Source organism: Pseudomonas pharyngis, assembly GCF_021602345.1.
GTDB classification, from domain to species: domain Bacteria; phylum Pseudomonadota; class Gammaproteobacteria; order Pseudomonadales; family Pseudomonadaceae; genus Aquipseudomonas; species Aquipseudomonas pharyngis.
Window position 1 is genome coordinate 215,096 of the sequence record NZ_BQID01000009.1, and the last position, 20,762, is coordinate 235,857.

21 protein-coding genes are annotated in these 20,762 nt (G+C 60.7%); 14 read left to right on the forward strand and 7 right to left on the reverse strand.

All coding sequences use genetic code 11. The features are described 5' to 3' along the window. Nucleotides 1–9 precede the first annotated feature (9 nt). From L6D74_RS19690 to L6D74_RS19700, 3 genes are read right to left on the reverse strand one after another with little or no spacing between them, the layout of a single operon-like run. Nucleotides 10–600 (reverse strand): LON peptidase substrate-binding domain-containing protein, encoded by a 591-nt coding sequence (locus L6D74_RS19690; RefSeq protein WP_236190106.1) that lies wholly within the window; start codon nt 598–600, stop codon nt 10–12. A 10-nt stretch (nt 601–610) separates the two neighbouring features. After that, nucleotides 611–1,327 carry an LrgB family protein gene (locus tag L6D74_RS19695; protein ID WP_064599683.1) on the reverse strand — a complete coding sequence of 239 codons (717 nt, stop codon included), beginning with the start codon at nt 1,325–1,327 and terminating at the stop codon, nt 611–613. After that, a complete protein-coding gene (locus L6D74_RS19700) occupies nt 1,327–1,689 on the reverse strand; it encodes a CidA/LrgA family protein (RefSeq protein ID WP_007958636.1) in 363 nt (120 codons plus the stop codon). Before L6D74_RS19700 ends, L6D74_RS19695 begins: the two co-directional genes overlap by 1 nt. Before the next feature lie 193 nt (nt 1,690–1,882). Here L6D74_RS19700 and L6D74_RS19705 point away from each other — a divergent pair, with 193 nt between their 5' ends. From L6D74_RS19705 to L6D74_RS19715, 3 genes are all read left to right on the forward strand, one after another. After that, entirely contained in the window at nt 1,883–2,338 is a 456-nt protein-coding gene (locus L6D74_RS19705) for a MaoC family dehydratase (protein ID WP_236190108.1), read from the forward strand. A 110-nt stretch (nt 2,339–2,448) separates the two neighbouring features. Next, the gene (locus tag L6D74_RS19710; RefSeq protein WP_236190109.1) at nt 2,449–4,176 is read left to right on the forward strand and encodes a C13 family peptidase; all 1,728 of its coding nucleotides are present in this window, start codon (nt 2,449–2,451) and stop codon (nt 4,174–4,176) included. Nucleotides 4,177–4,203: 27 nt separating this feature from the next. After that, nucleotides 4,204–4,845, forward strand: coding sequence for an oxidoreductase (locus L6D74_RS19715; RefSeq protein ID WP_011336110.1), 642 nt, complete (start codon nt 4,204–4,206; stop codon nt 4,843–4,845). 34 nt (nt 4,846–4,879) lie between these two features. On the opposite strand, the gene L6D74_RS19720 is transcribed toward L6D74_RS19715, so the two are convergent. The 4 genes from L6D74_RS19720 to L6D74_RS19735 all read right to left on the reverse strand — a co-directional run bounded on the left by L6D74_RS19720 (nt 4,880) and on the right by L6D74_RS19735 (nt 9,347). Next, nucleotides 4,880–5,176 carry a YceK/YidQ family lipoprotein gene (locus tag L6D74_RS19720; RefSeq protein ID WP_236190111.1) on the reverse strand — a complete coding sequence of 99 codons (297 nt, stop codon included), beginning with the start codon at nt 5,174–5,176 and terminating at the stop codon, nt 4,880–4,882. Continuing rightward, nucleotides 5,169–5,816: a flavin prenyltransferase UbiX gene (gene ubiX / locus L6D74_RS19725; RefSeq protein WP_236190113.1), complete on the reverse strand. Its 648-nt coding sequence runs from the start codon at nt 5,814–5,816 to the stop codon at nt 5,169–5,171. The genes L6D74_RS19720 and ubiX overlap by 8 nt, the downstream gene beginning before the upstream one ends. Further along, entirely contained in the window at nt 5,813–7,162 is a 1,350-nt protein-coding gene (mpl, locus tag L6D74_RS19730) for a UDP-N-acetylmuramate:L-alanyl-gamma-D-glutamyl-meso-diaminopimelate ligase (RefSeq protein ID WP_007958628.1), read from the reverse strand. Before mpl ends, ubiX begins: the two co-directional genes overlap by 4 nt. 265 nt (nt 7,163–7,427) lie before the next feature. Next, nucleotides 7,428–9,347, reverse strand: coding sequence for a sigma-54-dependent Fis family transcriptional regulator (locus L6D74_RS19735; RefSeq protein ID WP_236190114.1), 1,920 nt, complete (start codon nt 9,345–9,347; stop codon nt 7,428–7,430). 299 nt (nt 9,348–9,646) lie between these two features. On the opposite strand from L6D74_RS19735, the gene exaC reads away from it, so the two are divergent. The 11 genes from exaC (at nt 9,647) to L6D74_RS19790 (ending at nt 20,760) form a co-directional block, all read left to right on the forward strand. Further along, on the forward strand, nt 9,647–11,167 hold the full coding sequence (exaC, locus tag L6D74_RS19740; RefSeq protein ID WP_039771883.1) for an acetaldehyde dehydrogenase ExaC: 1,521 nt from the start codon (nt 9,647–9,649) through the stop codon (nt 11,165–11,167). A 311-nt stretch (nt 11,168–11,478) separates the two neighbouring features. Next, nucleotides 11,479–12,849 carry an ethanolamine permease gene (gene eat, locus L6D74_RS19745; protein WP_039771884.1) on the forward strand — a complete coding sequence of 457 codons (1,371 nt, stop codon included), beginning with the start codon at nt 11,479–11,481 and terminating at the stop codon, nt 12,847–12,849. 191 nt (nt 12,850–13,040) lie between these two features. Beyond that, nucleotides 13,041–14,435 carry an ethanolamine ammonia-lyase subunit EutB gene (locus L6D74_RS19750; protein ID WP_236190116.1) on the forward strand — a complete coding sequence of 465 codons (1,395 nt, stop codon included), beginning with the start codon at nt 13,041–13,043 and terminating at the stop codon, nt 14,433–14,435. Next, nucleotides 14,432–15,265, forward strand: a complete 834-nt coding sequence (eutC, locus tag L6D74_RS19755) for an ethanolamine ammonia-lyase subunit EutC (protein WP_373874478.1) — start codon at nt 14,432–14,434, stop codon at nt 15,263–15,265. The genes L6D74_RS19750 and eutC overlap by 4 nt, the downstream gene beginning before the upstream one ends. 116 nt (nt 15,266–15,381) lie before the next feature. Continuing rightward, nucleotides 15,382–15,843, forward strand: a complete 462-nt coding sequence (locus L6D74_RS19760) for a GNAT family N-acetyltransferase (protein ID WP_039771887.1) — start codon at nt 15,382–15,384, stop codon at nt 15,841–15,843. 227 nt (nt 15,844–16,070) lie between these two features. Further along, nucleotides 16,071–16,721, forward strand: a complete 651-nt coding sequence (locus L6D74_RS19765; RefSeq protein WP_115079342.1) for a DedA family protein — start codon at nt 16,071–16,073, stop codon at nt 16,719–16,721. Between the two features lie 4 nt (nt 16,722–16,725). After that, nucleotides 16,726–17,538: a M90 family metallopeptidase gene (locus L6D74_RS19770; RefSeq protein ID WP_236190119.1), complete on the forward strand. Its 813-nt coding sequence runs from the start codon at nt 16,726–16,728 to the stop codon at nt 17,536–17,538. Nucleotides 17,539–17,652: 114 nt separating this feature from the next. Beyond that, nucleotides 17,653–18,180 (forward strand): inorganic diphosphatase, encoded by a 528-nt coding sequence (ppa, locus tag L6D74_RS19775; protein ID WP_007933577.1) that lies wholly within the window; start codon nt 17,653–17,655, stop codon nt 18,178–18,180. A 221-nt stretch (nt 18,181–18,401) separates the two neighbouring features. Then, complete coding sequence (locus tag L6D74_RS19780) at nt 18,402–19,142, forward strand: S24 family peptidase (RefSeq protein WP_085648674.1); 741 nt, start codon at nt 18,402–18,404, stop codon at nt 19,140–19,142. 447 nt (nt 19,143–19,589) lie between these two features. Continuing rightward, nucleotides 19,590–20,024 carry a hypothetical protein gene (locus L6D74_RS19785; protein ID WP_236190120.1) on the forward strand — a complete coding sequence of 145 codons (435 nt, stop codon included), beginning with the start codon at nt 19,590–19,592 and terminating at the stop codon, nt 20,022–20,024. 175 nt (nt 20,025–20,199) lie between these two features. Beyond that, the gene (locus L6D74_RS19790; protein WP_236190121.1) at nt 20,200–20,760 is read left to right on the forward strand and encodes a hypothetical protein; all 561 of its coding nucleotides are present in this window, start codon (nt 20,200–20,202) and stop codon (nt 20,758–20,760) included. Nucleotides 20,761–20,762 lie beyond the last annotated feature (2 nt).

Genomic DNA, 20,762 nt, shown 5'->3' on the forward strand with positions numbered 1-20,762 from the left:
GAGGCGGTCCTAGGCGAACAGTTCACCCTGCAACTCGTCGAGCAACGCCTGGATCGCATCCAGGCGTTGCTGCGGATCGTCGAGTTGCAACAGGTCGATCTTGTCTTCCTCGGCAAACGGCAGCAGGTAGGCCAACTGGTTCGCCAGCGCCTGCTGCCCCGCCGCTTCGATGCCCATGTTCAGCGCTTCGACCATCGGATGCTCGGCCAGGGCCCTGAGCAGCGCCACCAGATCAGCGTCTTCGTCCTGCAGAGGCTGCTCGGGCTCTTCATCCAGCCACTCGACCTCCGCGACGATCAGCTGATCGCGCTGCACCTCGGTGCGCAGAACATGAAAGCGCCGCCCGCCCTGCACACGAATCCCCAGCAGGCCGTTGTCCTGCTGCTGGAAATCGGTGATCCGCGCTTCGCACCCGACCATCGCAAATCCTTCGGGCGCCACTCCGACTTCGTGGCCTTCGAGGATGCATACCACACCAAACCCGCCGCCCTGTTTCATGCAGCGGCCGATCATGTCCAGATAGCGCGCCTCGAAGATCTGCAGATCCAGATTGCAGCCGGGAAACAGCACCGTGTTCAGCGGAAAAAGCGGCAGACTCATAGACATTTCCTTACACCACCATCGACACCGCCAACGGCAGGAACACCGCCGTGGCCACGCCCATCAGACTCATCGCCAGCGCCGCGAAGGCGCCGCATTCATCGCTTTCCTGCAACGCCACCGACGTACCGACCGCGTGCGCTGTCATGCCCAGCGCCATGCCGCGCGCCTCGGGGCTGTGTACGCCCAGGCGAGTCAGCAGCGCCGGGCCGAAGATCGCACCGATCACCCCGGTAATCAGCACGAACACCGCCGCCAGCGCCGCGACACCGCCGATCTGCTCGGCCACCAGCATGGCAATCGGCGAGGTCACCGACTTGGGCGCCATGGTCATCAGAATCATGTGATCGGCCCCGAACCACCAGCCCAGTGCCACGCCCATCCCCGTGGCGACCACGCCGCCTATCACCAGCGTAGTAAAAATCGGCCAGAACAATTGGCGGATGCGCCGCAGATTCAAATACAGCGGCACGGCCAGCGCCACGGTTGCCGGCCCCAGCAGAATGCTGAGGATTTCCGTGCTCTTGCGGTACTCGGCGTAGGTCACGCCGCAGCCGACCAGCACGCCGATCACCAGCAGCATCGAGACCAGCACCGGTTGCAGGAAGATCCAGCGGGTTTTCTCGAACGCCGCCAGCACCAGTTGATAGGCCCCCAAGGTAATGCCGATGCCGAACAGGGGATGGTGAATCACCGAGGCCCAGGCGCCTTGCCAGTCGAACAGCATCAGGACTCCTCCGAATGCGGCGCGTGACGCTTGACCAGACGCTGCATCAGCACCCCGGCGAAAGCCATCGACAGAATCAGCGACACCACCAGCGCACCGACGATGGCCCAGAAATCCGCGGCAATCGCTGTGGCATACACCATCACGCCCACCGCCGGCGGCACCAGCAGCAACGGCAGATAGCGCAACAGGCTGCCGGCTGCGAGGTTCAGCGGCTCCCCGACTTCACCACGCACGATCAGGAACACCAGCAACAGCAAAAGGCCGATGATCGGCCCCGGCAGCACCGGCAACAGCAAATGATTGAGGGCCGTGCCGAGCAATTGAAACAGCACCAGCATGGTCAGGCCACGTAGCAACATCGGACATCTCCGTCTTACTTTCCAACCCGCAAGTCGTCGGCATTATAAGCACGCCTGCGCTATGGATCGGCATTCGCCAAAAGCATGGTCGGTTGACCTGAGCAAATCGCCATGATGATCTACAGTGGTTCGCAGGGCGGTCAAATCCCCCACCTGAAAAACTATAAAACCGATGAACCCAAGGAGAGTCTCAATGCCCTATGTTCCAGTTGCAGAGCTCAAAGATTATGTCGGCAAGGAACTCGGACGTTCCGAATGGCTCACCATCGATCAGGAGCGCATCAACCTGTTCGCCGAAGCCACCGGGGATTATCAGTTCATCCACGTCGATCCGGTCAAAGCCGCGCAAACGCCATTTGGCAGCACCATCGCCCACGGATTCCTGTCGCTGTCGCTGATCCCCAAACTGATGGAAGACATTCTGGTTCTGCCGCAAGGCGTGAAGATGGTGGTCAACTACGGCCTGGACAGCGTGCGCTTCATCCAGCCGGTCAAGGTCGACTCCAAAGTCCGGCTCAAGGTCGATCTGGGTGAAGTGACCGAGAAAAAACCTGGCCAGTGGCTGCTCAAGGCCACCGCCATCCTGGAGATCGAAGGCTCGGACAAACCGGCCTACATCGCCGAACCGCTGTCGCTCTGCTTCGTTTAAGCGCGTGGATGCGAAGCGGCTCACGCTGTTTCGCATCCGCTCCTCCCCGCCGGCTGTATAAGGTCACATAGCTGCGGCATACTCGGTCGCCTAATTGCCCGGATCCCGCTATGCGCTCATTCGCCCCTCTTGCTCCCCTTGCCTTGACCCTTTTGCTGGCCGCGTGTGGCGACGGCGAATCGCTGTTGCCGCCGGATGCGCGCCTGCCCGACGGCGGCCGCTATCGTGGTGAACTGGTCGATGGCTTGCTGCAAGGCCAGGGCCGGGTCGACTACCCCAACGGCAGCTGGTACGCCGGGGCGTTCGACAAGGGGCAATGGCATGGCCAGGGCGAATGGCACGGCAGCAATGGCGAGGTCTATCGCGGCAACTTCCAGCAAGGGCTGTTCGACGGCCAGGGCACGTTGACCACCACCGCCGGCAGCTACACAGGCGGTTTCAAGCTGGGCCGACGCGACGGCGAAGGCACCCTCAAGGAAAACGCGATGACCTATCGCGGCGAATTCAAGGCCGACCAGTACTCCGGGCTCGGTCGCCTGGAGCTGGACGACGGCAGCTCCTATCAGGGCCAGTTCGCCCACGGCAAACCCAATGGCGAAGGCCAGCGCGGCGATGCCAGCGGCAATCAGTTCACCGGCCACTTCGTCAATGGCCAGCTCAAAGGCAACGGCACCTTCAACAGCGCCGACGGCGACATTTACGTCGGCGGTTTCAAGAACAATCAACTGCACGGTAAGGGCCGCTACGAAAACGCCGACGGCGACGTCTGGCTCGGGCAGTTCAAGGAAGGCGCGCTGACCGGGAAGGGTGAATTGATCGGCGCCGACGGCAGCCACTACATCGGTTACTTCAATGATTGGCGCTTCAGCGGTCAGGGCCGCCTGAACCTGTCCGATGGCAGTTTCTACGTCGGCGGATTCGACAGCGACAGTTATTCCGGACGCGGCACCCTGGTGCTCACCGATGGCAGCGTGCTCAGCGGCACCTGGATCAACGGCCAGCGGGTACGCGATGCCGACGGCAAATTGCTGCCGGACACCCTCGAACTCGGCCTGCTGGCCCAGGGTCGCCTGCTTGACGAGGCGCTGGCCAACGTACCGGCCTCAACCACGGCCGTTGAGCTGTACACCCTGACCCTCGGCGGCGATGGCAAGCAGAGCGTGTTCCTGCGTGAATCCGACTACGTCGCGAACATGCTCACCAGCCGTTTCGGTGCCTTTGGCCAGATTCGCCTGGTCAACCACCGCGACCACCTCGGCGACCGGCCGATGGCCACCCGCGAAAATCTGCGGCGCGCCGCTCAAACCCTGGCCGAACGCAGCGGCCCGGAAGATCTGGTCTTCATCTACCTGACCAGCCACGGCACCGCCGAGCACGAGCTGGTGCTCGATCAGCCGCGAATGGAACTGGCCGACCTGCCCGCCGACGAACTCGCCGCCGTGCTCGCACCGCTGAAGAACCGCGACAAGATCATCGTCATCTCCTCGTGCTATTCCGGCGGTTTCATACCGGCGCTGAAGGACGAACGCACGCTGATCATGACCGCCTCACGCGCCGACCGCGTGTCGTTCGGTTGCTCCGAGGAGGCCAACTTCACCTACTTCGGCGACGCCCTGTTTGCCCAGGCATTGAACCAGACCGACGACCTGGAGCAAGCCTTCAAACTGGCCAAGGCCACCGTTGCCGAGCGCGAACTGGCGGACAATTTCGAAGCCTCCGAACCGCAGATCTGGGCGCCGAAAACCGTGCTGGCGCACTGGCAACTGCTGCGTAAACAACAAGCGAGAAAAGCATTGCAAAGTGCTGCGTTGAACGACGGAGCGACAAAGAGCAACTAAGCTGAACAGTATCAAGGGAGAGACACTATGTACTTGACGCCTCAGCATGTCTTGCTTGCCGGAGCCACCGGTCTGACCGGTGAACATCTGCTCGACCGTCTGCTCAACGAGCCGACGATCAGCCGTGTTCTGGCCCCCTCACGCCGGCCACTGGCCGAACATCCGCATCTGGAAAACCCGGTCGGCGACCCACAGACCTTCCTGCCGCAGTTGGCGGGTCGCGTCGACATCGCCTATTGCTGCCTCGGCACCACCATCAAGCAGGCCGGCTCCGAAGAAGCGTTCCGCGCCGTGGATCTGGACATGGTCGTAGCCTTCGCCAAGCGCGCCCGGGAAATGGGCGCACGGCACCTGATTGTGATCAGTGCCCTGGGCGCCGATCGCCGATCCTCGATTTTCTACAACCGGGTCAAAGGCGAGATGGAATACGCGTTGCGCGCGCAGGACTGGCCGCAACTGACCATTTGTCGGCCATCGCTGTTGCTCGGCGAACGCAGCGAGCCCCGCCTGGGCGAGCAGCTTGCCGCGCCATTCTCCAAATTGATTCCTGGCAAATACCGCGGCATCGAAGCCTGCCAACTGGCCCGGGCCATGTGGCGGCTGGCGTTGGAGGAGCAGGACGGGGTACGGATCGTCGAATCGGATGAGTTGAGAAAACTCGGCAAGTAAAAACAAAAGATCGCAGCCATTGGCTGCGATCTTTTTAGAGTCCGCCAGTCGCCTGGAACCCCACGCCGATCACCGTCAGCAACGACAACGGCAACAGCAGCGTGTCGAGCAGTGCGCTGGCCGGCAGATCCACACCGGGGTAACTCGGCGCCTCGGCGCCGAATCGATCCATCGCGCAACATCCGCCATTCATCGCATACAGATCCAGCCGGGTGCCGGAATACACCACCGGCGCGCCGGGCTTGGCGGCATCGAGCGTGCGCGCCGTGGCGCAGCCGGTCAGTTGCAGCACCAGCGCCATCAGCAGCACAGCAGCCAGCAACTTATTCATCGCTGCTCAGATGGTGTTCGCCCCAGCGCGGCAGCATGTCTTGAGGGATGCCCAGCAGGTTGAGAATCCGCGCCACCACGAAATCGATCAGGTCATCGATGGTCTGCGGCTGGTGATAGAAGCCCGGCGAGGCTGGCAGGATGGTCACGCCCATGTTCGACAACTTGAGCATGTGTTCCAGGTGAATGCTCGAATACGGCGCTTCGCGCGGCACCAGAATCAACTGGCGCCGTTCCTTCAACGTCACGTCCGCCGCCCGTTCGATCAGGTTGTTGCAGGCGCCGGTGGCAATGGCCGACAAGGTGCCGGTCGAGCACGGCACCACCACCATGGCCGCCGGAGCGCCGGAGCCCGAGGCCACCGGCGACATCCAGTCTTCCTTGCCGTACACGCGGATCTGCCCGGCGGCCGCGCCGGTGTATTCGGTGAGGAACGCCTGCATCATTTGCGGCTTGGCCGGCAACGACACGTCGGTCTCGGTGGCCATCACCAGTTGCGCGGCCTTGGAGATCAGAAAGTGCACCTCGCGATCCTCGCGCACCAGACAATCCAGCAGGCGCAAACCGTACTGGGCGCCGGACGCGCCGGTCATCGCCAGCGTGATGCGTTCGGGGCCGTTGCTCTCGAAACGACTGTTCATTTCAGCGCCTCGGCGAGTTTGCCGTGCAGGCCACCGAAGCCGCCGTTGCTCATGATCACCACGTGAGTGCCGGGCTGAGCCTGGCTCTTCACGCGCTCAATGATGCCTTCCAGCGAATCGCTGACGATCGACGGCACGGTGCACAACGCGGCGGTACCGGCCAGATCCCAGCCGAGGTTGGCTGGGGCGTACCAGATCACCTGATCGGCATCGACCACGCTGTCCGGCAGACCGTCACGGTGGGCGCCGAGCTTCATCGAGTTGGAGCGCGGCTCGATGATCGCGATCAGCGGCGCATCGCCAATACGTTTGCGCAGACCATCAAGGGTAGTGGCAATCGCGGTCGGGTGGTGGGCGAAGTCATCGTAGATGGTGATGCCGCGCACTTCCGCGACTTTCTCCATCCGGCGTTTCACGCTCTTGAACGCGCTCAACCCGGCGATGCCCATCGACGGTACAACGCCGACGTGACGCGCGGCAGCCAGAGTGGCCAAGGCGTTGGCAACGTTGTGCTGACCGGTCAATTCCCACTCGACCACGCCTTGGGATACGCCTTCGAACATCACTTCGAACGCCGAGCCGTCGTCTTTCAGCAACTTGACCTGCCACTGACCGCCAGCACCGGTGGTTTGCACCGGAGTCCAGCAGCCCATTTCGATCACGCGCTGCAAGGCCGGTTCGGTGGTCGGGTGAATCACCAGCCCTTCGCTCGGGATGGTGCGCACCAAGTGGTGGAATTGCCGTTCGATAGCCGGTAGATCAGGGAAGATGTCAGCGTGGTCGAACTCAAGGTTATTGAGGATCGCGGTGCGCGGACGGTAGTGGACGAACTTCGAGCGCTTGTCGAAGAACGCGCTGTCGTACTCGTCGGCTTCGATCACGAAGAACGGCGTGCCGCCCAGACGCGCCGACACCGAGAAATTCTGCGGCACGCCGCCGATCAGGAAACCCGGGCTCATGCCGGCATGTTCCAGCACCCAGGCGAGCATGCTGCTGGTGGTGGTCTTGCCGTGCGTACCTGCAACCGCCAGCACCCAGCGACCTTGCAGTACATGGTCGGCCAGCCACTGCGGGCCGGAAACGTACGGCAGGCCTTTGTTCAGCACATATTCCACCGCCGGGTTGCCGCGGGACATGGCGTTGCCGATCACCACCAGATCCGGCGCCGGATCAAGCTGCGCCGGGTCGTAACCCTGGGTCAGCTGAATACCCTGAGCTTCGAGCTGGGTGCTCATCGGCGGATAGACGTTGGCATCGGAGCCGGTCACATGATGGCCCAGCTCTTTGGCCAGAACCGCCATCGAGCCCATGAAAGTCCCGCAGATACCCAGAATATGAATGTGCATAGTCGACCTCGTAAAACATGGCCGCAGGTTAGCGCAGGGAGGGGGAAATCGCATCCTTTAGCTGATGGAGCCGGGCGAGTGGATCACGACATCTCGGTCCGACTGGAGACTGTTGCCCTCACCCCAGCCCTCTCCCGGAGGGAGAGGGGGCTGATTTGTATGGCTTTCAGAATCTGAGTTCGACCGGATATCTATGTCGACGCAACTTGAGAGAAAACACCGGTCGGTTCCCTCTCCCTTGGGAGAGGGTTAGGGTGAGGGGGCTCTAACTGATACGCCGCTCGATCCCGTGCTTGCGCAGCTTTCTATAAAGCGTATTGCGGCTCACGCCGAGCTGCTGCGCCGTGTGGGTCATGTGCCAGCGTGTGTGTTCCAGCGCATTGAGCAACGCCAGCCGCTCGGCATCTTCCAATGGATGTTCGGACGACGATTCATCGACTTTGACCAACAGCGGCTGCACCTGCCGAAACATCGCCGGCAGATCCTCCAACCCGATCCGCCCTTCATCGCACAATGCCGCCAGCGTGCGCAGCACATTGCGCATCTGCCGCACATTGCCCGGCCAGTTGAAGCCCAGCAACGCCTGGCGCGCCGGTTCTTCGATCAGGATCTTTTCCCCGCCCGCCTCTTCGGCCAGCAGGAAATCCAGCAGCTGCGATTTGTCACTGCGCTCGCGCAACGGCGGCAACGCGACTTCCAGTCCGTTGAGCCGGTAATACAGGTCTTCACGGAAACTGCCGTCGTCGACCCGCTCCAGCAGATTGCGGTGAGTGGCGCTGATGATCCGCACGTTGACCGCTTCCGGCTCGCCGCCAATAGGCACCACTTGCCGGTCCTCCAACACCCGCAGCAAACGGGTCTGCAAGGCCAACGGCATGTCGCCGATTTCATCGAGGAACAGCGTGCCGCCATCGGCCTGCTGCAACTTGCCGCGCATGCCGTCCTTGCGCGCACCGGTGAAACTGCCGCCGCGATAGCCGAACAGTTCGCTCTCGATCAGGCTTTCGGGAATCGCCGCGCAGTTGAGAGCGACGAACGCTTTGCCGGCGCGCTGGCTGGCGTTATGCACAGCCTTGGCGAATGCCTCCTTGCCGGAGCCGGTTTCGCCGTTGATCAGCAGCGGCACGTCACGCTCGAATACCCGCAGCGACTTGCGAAAATCCGCCTGCAACGCCGCATCCCCCAGGCAAATCCCGGCAAGACGCGGCGCATCAACCGGCGCGAGAACCGGCGCTACCGGCAGCGGCCGACGGGTTTCGCCGCGCAGCACCGCAAACAGATGCCGCCCGTCACGAGTGCGCAGCGGCCAACTGGCGCTGGCATTGGCGCTGGCGCGCCCGAGCAACTCATCCAGCGAACAATCGAAAAACGCCTCAACCGGTTTACTGAGCAAGCCGCCACGAATGTGCCCGAGCAAATTCAATGCGCTCTGATTGACCGCGCTGATCCGCCCTTCCCCGTCAAACGCCAGCAGCCCTTCGCTGAACAGCCCGACGGACTCGGCCTGGAGATGGAAGCGCAACAACCATTGATTATCGAAACAGCGCAGGAAATAGCAGCTCTCGATCATCTTCGCCGACAGATTGACCAGCGTCATGGTGTGGAACTGGCTCTGGCGCGATACGTCATGCCGCGCCGAGGAAACGTCGAGCACCGCCAGCAGTTCGCCGTGCGGGTCAAACACCGGGCTCGCCGAGCAGGTCAGGCCGGTGTGACGGCCGCGAAAGTGTTCGTCCTGATGAATCGTCAGGGCCTGACGTTCAACGAGGCAAGTGCCGATACCGTTGGTGCCTTCGCAGGCTTCGCTCCAGTCGGAACCCAGCCACAGACCGGCGCGTTCGAAAATCTTGCGTTCAGCGGGAGCGGTGACGCAGTTCAGGATCACCCCGCGCGCGTCGGTCAGCAGCACCGCGTGGCCGGCGCCGGAGAGTTGTTGATGCAGACTGCTCATTTCATTGCCGGCAATCTGCAACACCTGTTGCAGCCGTTCGCGGCTTTCGAGAACGCGACCATGTTCGAGCACGGTCGGCGCCATGGTCAGGGCCGGGTCGAGGTGATAGTCCTCAAGACAACGCAGCCACGAGCGGGCAATCGAGGGGTCGGCACCGGGGCCATGCAGGTGCGGCTTGCCCTGGGTGACGGTGAGAACCTGTTGGGCATGGCGACTCAAATGGTTGTCGTGCATTTCTTATTATTCTCCCCGAGGCTCATCGGCCCATGCGTGAAGTGGTGCCCAGCATCCTCCAGCCCACCGGTCTTTGCAATGCTGGCAAGACCGCCCGGTCACGGGCTGTGCCAGAAGCGGTACAAACTGTCACCCAAGCTGTACCGATACCGTCACAGGCGCTTGCCACTTGTCCGACAGAAATCACGCAAGGCCTTGATTTGCCTGACCTGCACGGCAGTGGCCCGGCCTTTGCTCTACGCTTATAGCAAGCGCTCATGCGCGTCTCTCTGATAAGTACAACAGCCAAGGAGAACATCATGCGTTACGCTCACCCCGGTACTGAAGGCGCCAAAGTCTCGTTCAAGAGCAAGTACGGTAACTACATCGGCGGCGAGTTCGTCGCGCCTGTCAAAGGTCAGTACTTCACCAATACCTCGCCGGTTAATGGCCAGCCGATTGCCGAATTCCCGCGCTCCACGGCCGAAGACATCGACAAGGCACTGGACGCCGCCCACGCCGCTGCCGATGCCTGGGGTTCCACTTCCGCCCAGGCCCGCTCGCTGATCCTGCTGAAAATCGCCGACCGCATCGAACAGAACCTCGAAACCCTGGCGATCACCGAAACCTGGGACAACGGCAAAGCCATTCGCGAAACCCTCAACGCCGACATCCCGCTGGCTGCCGACCATTTCCGCTACTTCGCCGGGTGCCTGCGCGCCCAGGAAGGCAGCGCCGCCGAGATCGATGGCAACACCGTGGCCTATCACATCCATGAACCACTGGGTGTGGTCGGCCAGATCATCCCGTGGAACTTCCCGATCCTGATGGCCGCATGGAAACTCGCCCCGGCCCTGGCCGCCGGCAACTGCGTGGTGCTCAAACCTGCCGAGCAAACCCCGCTGGGCATCAGCGTGCTGCTGGAACTGATCGGCGACCTGCTGCCGCCGGGCGTGCTCAACGTGGTGCAAGGGTTCGGCAAAGAAGCCGGCGAAGCCCTGGCCACCAGCAAACGCATCGCCAAGATCGCCTTCACCGGCTCGACCCCGGTCGGCTCGCACATCATGAAATGCGCTGCCGAAAACATCATTCCGTCCACCGTAGAGCTGGGCGGCAAGTCGCCGAACATCTTCTTCGAAGACATCATGCAGGCCGAGCCAAGCTTCATTGAAAAAGCCGCCGAAGGCCTGGTGCTGGCGTTTTTCAATCAGGGCGAAGTCTGCACCTGCCCTTCCCGCGCACTGGTTCAGGAGTCGATCTATCCGCAGTTCATGGAAGCGGTGATGAAGAAAGTCAGCCAGATCAAACGTGGCGACCCACTCGATACCGACACCATGGTCGGCGCCCAGGCGTCCGAGCAGCAATTCGACAAGATCCTGTCGTACCTGGAAATCGCCAAGGGCGAAGGTGCCGAACTGCTGACCGGCGGCAAAGTGGAAAAACTCGAGGGCAGCCTGGCGACCGGGTATTACATCCAGCCGACGCTGCTCAAGGGCACCAACAAGATGCGTGTGTTCCAGGAAGAAATCTTCGGCCCGGTGGTGAGCATCACCACCTTCAAGGACGAAGCCGAAGCCCTGGCGATTGCCAACGACACCGAGTTCGGCCTCGGCGCCGGCCTCTGGACCCGCGACATCAACCGCGCCTATCGCATGGGCCGCGCCATCAAGGCCGGTCGTGTGTGGACCAACTGCTACCACCTGTACCCGGCGCACGCCGCGTTCGGCGGGTACAAGAAGTCCGGCGTCGGCCGTGAAACCCACAAGATGATGCTCGACCACTACCAGCAGACCAAAAACCTGTTGGTGAGCTACGACATCAATCCGTTGGGCTTCTTCTAAACCTCGGGGCAACACAGATAATTTGATTCTGTGTTGCCTGTTCAATCGCCTTCGCGAGCAAGCCCGCTCCCACAGGGGACTTGCGTCGGCCCACATTATTGGATTCTGCACAAATCCAATGTGGGAGCGGACTTGCTCGCGAAGGCGTCCTAAGTGACACAACACAAAGCCTGGCCGCTCTGGCACGGGCCTTGCGTACCCGTCATTCAGGATTTGTGTGAACACTGCCGCTGCGTGAACAGCCTCCACCCACCCAACCGCTACTCCTGAAAGTCCAACAGATCGAACAATAAAAAAGACAGAGAGGACTTATGACTTCCACCACACAGCTCAAACCCACACTCGGCACCCTGCACCTCTGGGGCATTGCCGTCGGCCTGGTGATTTCCGGCGAATACTTCGGCTGGAGTTACGGCTGGGGCACCGCGGGAACCCTGGGTTTCCTGGTCACGGCCCTGATGGTCGCGACCATGTACACCTGCTTCATCTTCAGTTTCACCGAACTGACCACCGCGATTCCTCACGCGGGCGGGCCGTTTGCCTACAGCCGTCGGGCGTTCGGCGAAAAAGGTGGATTGATCGCCGGCATCGCCACCCTGATCGAATTCGTGTTCGCCCCGCCGGCCATCGCCATGGCCATCGGCGCCTATCTGAACGTGCAATATCCGGGGCTCGATCCAAAACTCGCGGCGGTCGGCGCGTATTTTGTGTTCATGACCCTGAACATCCTCGGCGTCAGCATCGCCGCGACCTTCGAGCTGGTGGTGACCGTGCTCGCTGTCGCCGAATTGCTGGTGTTCATGGGCGTGGTCGCACCGGGCTTCAGCTTCAGCAACTTTGTGCTGAACGGCTGGTCAGGCGCCAATGAGTTCACGATGGGCGCGATTCCTGGCATTTTCGCCGCTATTCCCTTCGCGATCTGGTTCTTCCTCGCCATCGAAGGCGCCGCCATGGCGGCCGAGGAAGCCAAGGACCCGAAACGCACGATTCCACGAGCCTACGTCAGCGGCATCCTGACCCTGGTGTTCCTGGCCATTGGCGTGATGGTGATGGCTGGCGGCGTCGGCGACTGGCGTCAACTGTCGAACATCAACGATCCGCTGCCGCAGGCAATGAAAGCGGTAGTCGGCAACAATTCGACCTGGATGCACATGCTGGTGTGGATCGGCCTGTTCGGGCTGGTGGCGAGTTTCCACGGGATCATCCTCGGCTACTCGCGACAGTTCTTTGCCCTGGCCCGGGCCGGTTATCTGCCCAAAGGTCTGGCCAAACTCTCGCGCTTCCAGACGCCGCACCGGGCGATCCTGGCGGGCGGCGTGGTCGGCATCGCGGCAATCTACAGCGACGGTCTGGTCAATCTGCAAGGCATGACCCTGACGGCGGCGATGATCACCATGTCGGTGTTCGGCGCCATCGTGATGTACATCATCAGCATGCTCAGCCTGTTCAAACTGCGCAAAACCGAGCCGAATCTGGAACGCACCTTCCGCGCGCCCGGTTACCCGGTGGTGCCGGCCATCGCGCTGTTTCTGGCGCTGGTGTGCCTGGTGGCGATGGCCTGGTTCAACACGCTGATCGGTTGTGTGTTCCTCGGGTTCATGGCCGCCGGTTACCTGTATTTCCAGCTGACCGCCAAGCAACGCTCCGAAGCACCGGCAGACGCTATGCTCGAAGGTATATGAATTGCACCGGCACCGCGCCTTTCGCCCGGTGCCCGCTATACAGAAGTGCATAAAGATCCAATGTGGGAGCGGGCTTGCTCGCGAATGCGGTGCGTCATTTAACAATGATGTCGCCTGACACGACGCCTTCGCGAGCAAGCCCGCTCCCACAGGGGATCGAGTTATCCACAGAATCAGGAGGAACGCGCCCAATGACCGCATTTGCCCATACCGTCGGCGCCCAGACCTATCGTTTCGACAGCCTCAAGGACGTGATGGCCAAGGCCAGCCCGGCACGCTCCGGGGATTTCCTGGCCGGCGTCGCCGCGCTCAACGATGGCGAGCGGGTAGCCGCGCAAATGGCACTGGCCGACATCCCGCTCACGCATTTCCTGCAGGAAGCGCTGATTCCCTACGAAACCGATGAAGTCACCCGACTGATCATCGACACCCACGATAAACAGGCTTTCGCCGTGGTCAGCCATCTCACCGTCGGCGGTTTTCGCGACTGGCTGCTCAGTGACGCCGCCGATGAAACCAGCCTGCGCGCCCTCGCTCCCGGCCTGACGCCGGAAATGGTCGCTGCCGTGTCGAAGATCATGCGCGTGCAGGATCTGGTGCTGGTGGCGCAGAAAATCCGCGTGGTCACGAAATTTCGTGGCACCCTCGGCCTGCGTGGACGGTTATCCACAAGGCTGCAACCCAATCACCCGACCGACGAACCGTCCGGCATCGCCGCGAGCATTCTCGACGGTCTGCTGTACGGCAACGGCGACGCGATGATCGGCATCAACCCGGCCACCGACAGCATCGCCTCGATCTGCGCGATGCTGGAAATGCTCGACGCGATCATCCAGCGCTACGACATTCCGACCCAGGCCTGCGTGCTGACCCACGTCACCACCTCTATAGAAGCGATCAACCGTGGGGTGCCGCTGGATCTGGTGTTCCAGTCGATTGCCGGCACCGAAGCGGCCAACGCCAGTTTCGGTATCAACCTGAACATCTTGCAGGAAGGTTATGAAGCGGGCCTGAGCCTCAATCGCGGCACGCTCGGGCAGAACCTGATGTATTTCGAAACCGGTCAGGGCAGTGCACTGTCAGCCAACGCCCACCACGGCGTCGATCAACAGACCTGCGAGACCCGGGCCTACGCCGTGGCGCGCCATTTCAAGCCGTTTCTGGTGAACACCGTCGTGGGATTCATCGGCCCGGAATACCTCTACAACGGCAAACAGATTATCCGCGCCGGCCTCGAAGACCACTTCTGCGGCAAGTTGCTCGGCGTGCCGATGGGCTGCGATATCTGCTACACCAACCACGCCGAAGCCGACCAGGACGACATGGACACCCTGCTGACCCTGCTCGGCGTGGCCGGGATCAACTTCATCATGGGCATCCCCGGCTCCGACGACATCATGCTCAACTACCAGACCACTTCGTTCCATGACGCGCTCTACGCGCGCCAGACCCTGGGCCTGAAACCGGCGCCGGAGTTCGAGCAGTGGCTGGCGAACATGGGCATCTTCACCCAGGCGGACGGCAAGGTCCGCTTCGGCAACAACCTGCCGCCGGCCTTTCGCCAGGCCTTGGCGCAATTGGGATGAGTCAGATGGAAAAACCGCCCGTCGATCCGCAAAACCCGTGGCTGGAGCTGCGTCGTCTGACCCCGGCGCGCATTGCCCTCGGTCGTACTGGCACCAGCCTGCCGACCCGCGAACAACTGGATTTCCAGTACGCCCACGCCCAGGCTCGGGACGCGGTGCATCTGCCGTTCGATCACGCCGGGCTCAGCGCCCAGCTGACTGAACGCCAACGTGAAAGTCTTGTGCTGCACAGCGCGGCGGTGGATCGCAACAGCTACCTGCAACGCCCGGATCTGGGGCGCAAGCTGAGCGATCAATCGGCGCAAGCCCTGCGCGAATACGCCCAGGCGCATCCGGGCGGCGTGGATCTGGTGATGGTGGTGGCGGACGGCCTCTCGGCACTGGCGGTGCATCGGCATACGCTGCCGTTTCTCACCCGCCTGGATGAACAGATGAGCGCCGACCAATGGTCGTTAGCGCCGGTGGTTTTAGTGGAACAGGGCCGAGTGGCGATTGGCGATGAAATCGGCCAGTTGCTGGGCGCCAGAATGGTTGTGATGCTGATTGGAGAGCGTCCGGGCCTCAGTTCGCCGGACAGCCTGGGTTTATATTTCACCTACAATCCCAAGGTCGGCCTCACGGATGCTTATCGCAATTGCATCTCCAATGTGCGGCTGGAAGGGCTCAGCTATGGCATGGCGGCGCATCGCTTGCTGTATCTGATGCGCGAAGCCTGTCGGCGCCAGCTGTCGGGCGTCAATCTGAAGGACGAGGCGCAGGTTCAGACGCTGGAATCGGAAGCCGGTGCAGACATGAAGAGTAATTTCCTACTCGATCCGCCCCCAGCCTGAACCGTTTCCGCATTGCCTTTCTGCGCCGGTTTCAGGCAGGATCGATGCACGGCCGCCCGGGTTTCCCATCGCCGTCAGAGCACGTGAAGACAGCCACTTGAAGGACGAGACCTACCATGCGGATTATCCAAGCGACCCTCGAACACCTGGATTTGCTGACCCCGTTGTTCGTTAAGTACCGCGAGTTCTACGGCTCCCTGCCCTATCCGGACTCGTCCCGGGCCTTTCTCGAAAAGCGCCTGCGACGCAAGGAGTCGGTGATCTACCTGGCCCTGGCCGATGACGACGACAGAAAACTCATGGGCTTCTGCCAGCTCTACCCGAGCTTTTCCTCGCTGTCGCTCAAGCGCGTGTGGATTCTCAACGACATCTATGTCGCCGAAGACGCCCGCCGCCAGCTAGTGGCCGACAACCTGATCCGCACCGCGAAGAAAATGGCCAAGGAAACACAGGCCGTGCGCATGCGCGTCTCCACCAGTGCCGACAATGAAGTGGCGCAGAAAACCTACGAATCCATCGGGTTCAAGGAAGACACCGAGTTCAAGAACTACGTGCTGCCGATCAGCGAAGAACTCTGATCGCGAGGTTTCCTGCGGGGAGGGAGCAGACTTCCTCCCCAAAATGAATCCCAACCCGACATTTCTTCACACCGACATCCCCCGCTACAAAACCAACGCGCTTTTCACCCCTCAGCCCGTATAATCCCGATCTTTCCGGCTTGTAAGAAAAACTACACCCGCTTGTAGGCTTACACGAAGTCATCCGCACAGGTCTGCCGAGTCAGACCGTCACCACAGGTGCCTCCATGGATTTCAACCCGCTCGACCTTATCCTGCATCTCGATGTTTACCTCGACCTGCTGGTGAATAATTACGGGCCATGGATCTACGCCATCCTGTTTCTGGTGATCTTCTGCGAGACCGGTCTGGTGGTGATGCCATTCCTGCCGGGTGATTCCCTGCTGTTCATCGCCGGCGCAGTGGCTGCGGGCGGCGGTATGGACCCGGTATTGCTGGCGGGCTTGCTGATGCTCGCGGCGATTCTCGGCGACAGTACCAACTACGTGATCGGGCGAACCGCGGGTGAAAAGCTGTTCAGCAATCCGAACTCGAAAATCTTCCGCCGCGACTACCTGCAACAGACCCACGATTTCTACGACAAGCACGGCGGAAAAACCGTGACCCTGGCGCGCTTCCTGCCGATCATCCGCACCTTTGCACCGTTCGTCGCCGGTGTCGCGAAGATGCCTTACCCGCGGTTCTTCGGCTTCAGCGTGTTCGGCACGGTTTTGTGGGTTGGCGGTCTGGTGACGCTGGGTTATTTCTTCGGCAACGTGCCGTTCATCAAGAAGAACCTGTCGCTGCTGGTGGTCGGCATCATTCTGCTGTCGCTGGTACCGATGATCATCGGTGTGGTTCGCAGCCGCTTCGGCGGCACCAAAGCCCAATCGCACTAAGCCGATGTGGTCGCTGAGCGCCTGGCGCCGCCGGCGCATTCTGGCCAGGCACCCGATTGCCGACGAACTGTGGCAGCGGGTGCGCCATCACCTGAGTTTTCTCGATGGCATCACGCCCGCTGAAGACCAGTGGCTGCGTGAAGCCAGCGTGCTGTTCCTCGAAGACAAACACCTGACCGCCCTGCCCGGCGTCGAACTGCACCAGGAACAACGCCTACTGCTCGCCGCCCAGGCCCAATTGCCGCTTTTGCATCTCGGCGATCTGAACTGGTATCAGGGTTTCCACGAAATCGTCCTCTACCCCGACGACTTCCTCAGCCCCCAGCGCCATCGCGATGCCAGCGGCGTCGAGCATGAGTGGGACGGCGAACACAGCGGCGAAGCGTGGCAACAAGGGCCGATCATCCTCGCCTGGCCCGGCGTAATGGCCAGCGGTGGCTGGGAAGGCTACAACCTGGTGATCCACGAACTGGCGCACAAGCTCGACATGCTCAACGGTGACGCCAACGGCCTGCCCCCGCTGCATGCCGACATGCGGGTGAAAGACTGGGCCGAAGTGATGCAGGCAGCGTACGACGACCTCAATCGCCAGCTCGACCGCCATCCTGACGCCGAAACCGCCATCGACCCCTATGCCGCCGAGAACCCGGCCGAATTCTTCGCCGTCACCAGCGAGTACTTCTTCAGCGCTCCGGATCTGCTGCACGAGGCTTACCCACAGGTGTATGCGCAGTTGCAGCTTTTCTATCGCCAGGATCCGTTGGCGCGCCTGAAGCAACTTCAGGCCAGCGACCCGGTCTATCAGGCTCACGAGTAAAGGTCTGCACGACTTCCGGTACATGGCGTCCACGGCAGAATATGCCTATAATCGCCGCCACTTTTTGGTCAATCCGGCCAAGTGTTTTTGGTCAACTAACGGGGGCAAAGCCCAATGAGCTACAGCAAGATTCCGGCTGGCAAAGACCTGCCGAACGACATCTACGTCGCGATCGAGATCCCGGCCAACCACGCGCCGATCAAATACGAAATCGACAAAGACAGCGATTGCCTGTTCGTTGACCGTTTCATGGCCACCCCGATGTTCTACCCGGCCAACTACGGTTACATCCCGAACACCCTGGCTGACGACGGTGATCCCCTCGATGTGCTGGTCGTGACCCCTTACCCGGTTGCTCCAGGTTCGGTGATCCGCGCGCGTCCGGTCGGCATCCTGAACATGACCGACGACGGCGGCGGCGATGCCAAAGTCATCGCCGTTCCACACGACAAGCTGTCCCAGCTGTACGTGGACGTGAAGGAATACACCGACCTGCCAGCCCTGCTGATCCAGCAGATCGAGCACTTCTTCGCGAACTACAAAGATCTCGAAAAAGGCAAATGGGTGAAAATCGAAGGCTGGGACGGCGCTGACGCTGCCCGCGCCGCGATCACCAAGTCGGTTGCTGCCTACAAAGGCTAAGCCTCGCGACCTGCGACACGCTTGAAGAAAACCCCGGTTGATCCGGGGTTTTTTGTGCCTGCCTGATAAGTGCTTAAACGACTTGTTTATAGCGACCTACAGAAAAGTTTTAGTGTGTGTAATTTCCCACAAGGGCGTCTTACATCCCGTCGCAAAATTTGCCCTGATTTTGAACGCAAGGTTTATTCAAACCGCTCTAGGCCGGTCGTAGACTCGTGTTTATGAGAAAGAACACTAGCGGTCCAAGATTCAAGGCACTCCTGGAAGCTGCGAACATCACCACCACGGGATTCGCAAAGTTCTGGGGCACGGAAGCCCAAAACGTTCATAACTGGTACACCCGGGGCGTACCCGCGTACCGCATGGAAGAAGTTGCGCGCCTGCTGTCCGTCAACAGCCAATGGCTGAAGACCGGCGAAGGCCCGAAAGACGCCCCGCACCTGCATACGGAGTCGGGCGACATCCTCGATGCCCATGCCATTCGCGGCGTCTACACGGTGCTCGAAACCAACGACATCGAACTGCCGCTCTACAAGGAAGCCCCGACTGCCCCTGGTTCCGACAAGACCCACGTCATCAAGGACCCGGACCAAACCATCCGTCTGCCCCGCAGCCACCTCGAAGCCCTGGAAATTCGTCACACCGATGCCATCTGCACCCACATGATCGGCAACAGCATGGCCGAGAAAATCGAAGACGGCTCAACCCTCGCCATCGACCGCGGCCTCACCCAGGTGGTGGACGGCGAAATCTACGCCATCGAACACGACGGCATGCTGCGCATCAAATACCTGCACCGCATGCCCGGCAACGCCCTGCGCCTGCGCAGCCACAACAGCGCCGAATACCCGGACGAGATTTTCCGGGCGGCGCAGATTGAGGAGCAGCGGATTCATGTGCTGGGGTGGGTGTTCTGGTGGTCGACGCTGGGCAAGCGGCGGCCGGTGGTGCCGTTTCTCTGAGCCAGCTTCTGTCGTGAGGGGCAACCGGCCCGGATAGTCGGTACAAATACGGGATTTTTCCTGGATAGAACGCTCTATCCCGCACTTCGCACTGGGAATCCCCAACAAAACTCAGTATCCTGCGCCCCACATTCGCGCATCGACCCGCCAAGCGGCCCAGATGACGCCTGACGCGGCAGACCACTGTCTGACCAAGTCCCACAGCCGGACGCAAGATCCGGATGTACGTTTTGAAGGCTGGCGCGGTTTACCAAAAATAAACCAAGCCAGTCCCCGAGAAGCCGGCCACAAGCCGGCTTTTTAATGCCTATTGGAAAAGTGGTTTTCGAGAGCCGCTCAGCCAATGGCTGATCAGTACGCAAATCGTGCAGGCGCTACTTGCACAATTGTTCAGCAAAAAAGCTCTTGGCAATTTCGATGCTTAAAGCACTACAAGGACGTTCTAGATTGCTCCCATCTGCCCTGAACTCACGCCTGAAATACGTCGGACTGGTTTCGACCATATGCCTCAGCCTGCCAGCTTGCGTGGGAGTAGGCATTTCCTTCCCTGAAAAAACCACACTCAAAACCGACGCATACAAAACACAAAGTTACCGCTCGCTTCCCCCACAGATCACCAGAACATCAAAATCGACACCCGTCCGAGAATGGTGCGGAGTTACTGTCTGGGCGTTGGTGGTTCCGGTGCCGTTGCAGCTGCCGGTTTGCACGTCGTACTTTGAGCAATCCTTCGGCAAAGACGAGTTCGGAAACGAAGCCGTTCTGCTCAACACACAGCAAAAAGTGCCATCTTCGCTATACGCTTGTGGCCCATTCATGATGTTGGGACCGATCGTCCACGGTTACCAAGGCAACGCGCTTTGCGGTGTTTTCCCGGATTGATGGCGACCATGACAAAGCGGTTTACTCTTTCCCCTCCCAACACTTTCATTTGATTATTCAACCATCGCAATAAGCCATTAGCACATCCGCCCTAATTGCCGCTCACCCAACCTCGCCACTAAATTTCCATTCTGTTTTTGTGCATTGCAAAAGCACCAAGGAATGGAGCAACACTATGTTGTCGTTTTTCAAACTCAATCAATCCCTTGTTCTAGCAACCGCACTTCTGACCGCCACTACTTGCGCGCAGGCAGAAGAACCGAACCCCGTCGGTGACTGGTGGATCATTTACGGCAACGGCATTCCCAACAAGAACATCATGTATGTGGCCGACAGCACTTCAGTCGTGCCGTCGAACCATACCAAGGGTGCGAAATTGGTGGCCGTGACGCTGGTGTATGAAGAACCCGGCAAACCGATGATCGATGCCTACAACCTCGAAGTGCAGTGCTCCACGAACAAGGTCCGCTTTCTTAATGGGCAATCCATAGATCGCATTGCCTACATGATGCGGCACCTGAAAGTTAACAACCAATGGCAGCAGCCGAAGGAGTTCTGGGTACAACGCGCCGCCGAGTTTGTTTGCTCCCCCGCTAAAAAGGACATGATCGCGCTGGGCAAGATGGAGCCCTTGCAGATGATTCAGGGCATGCAACAGATGTTCTTCAAGCTGGCACCGATTCAGGAGAAGGGGCAGATGATGGACAACCTGGATTCGATCCTCGGTAACAAGTAAGC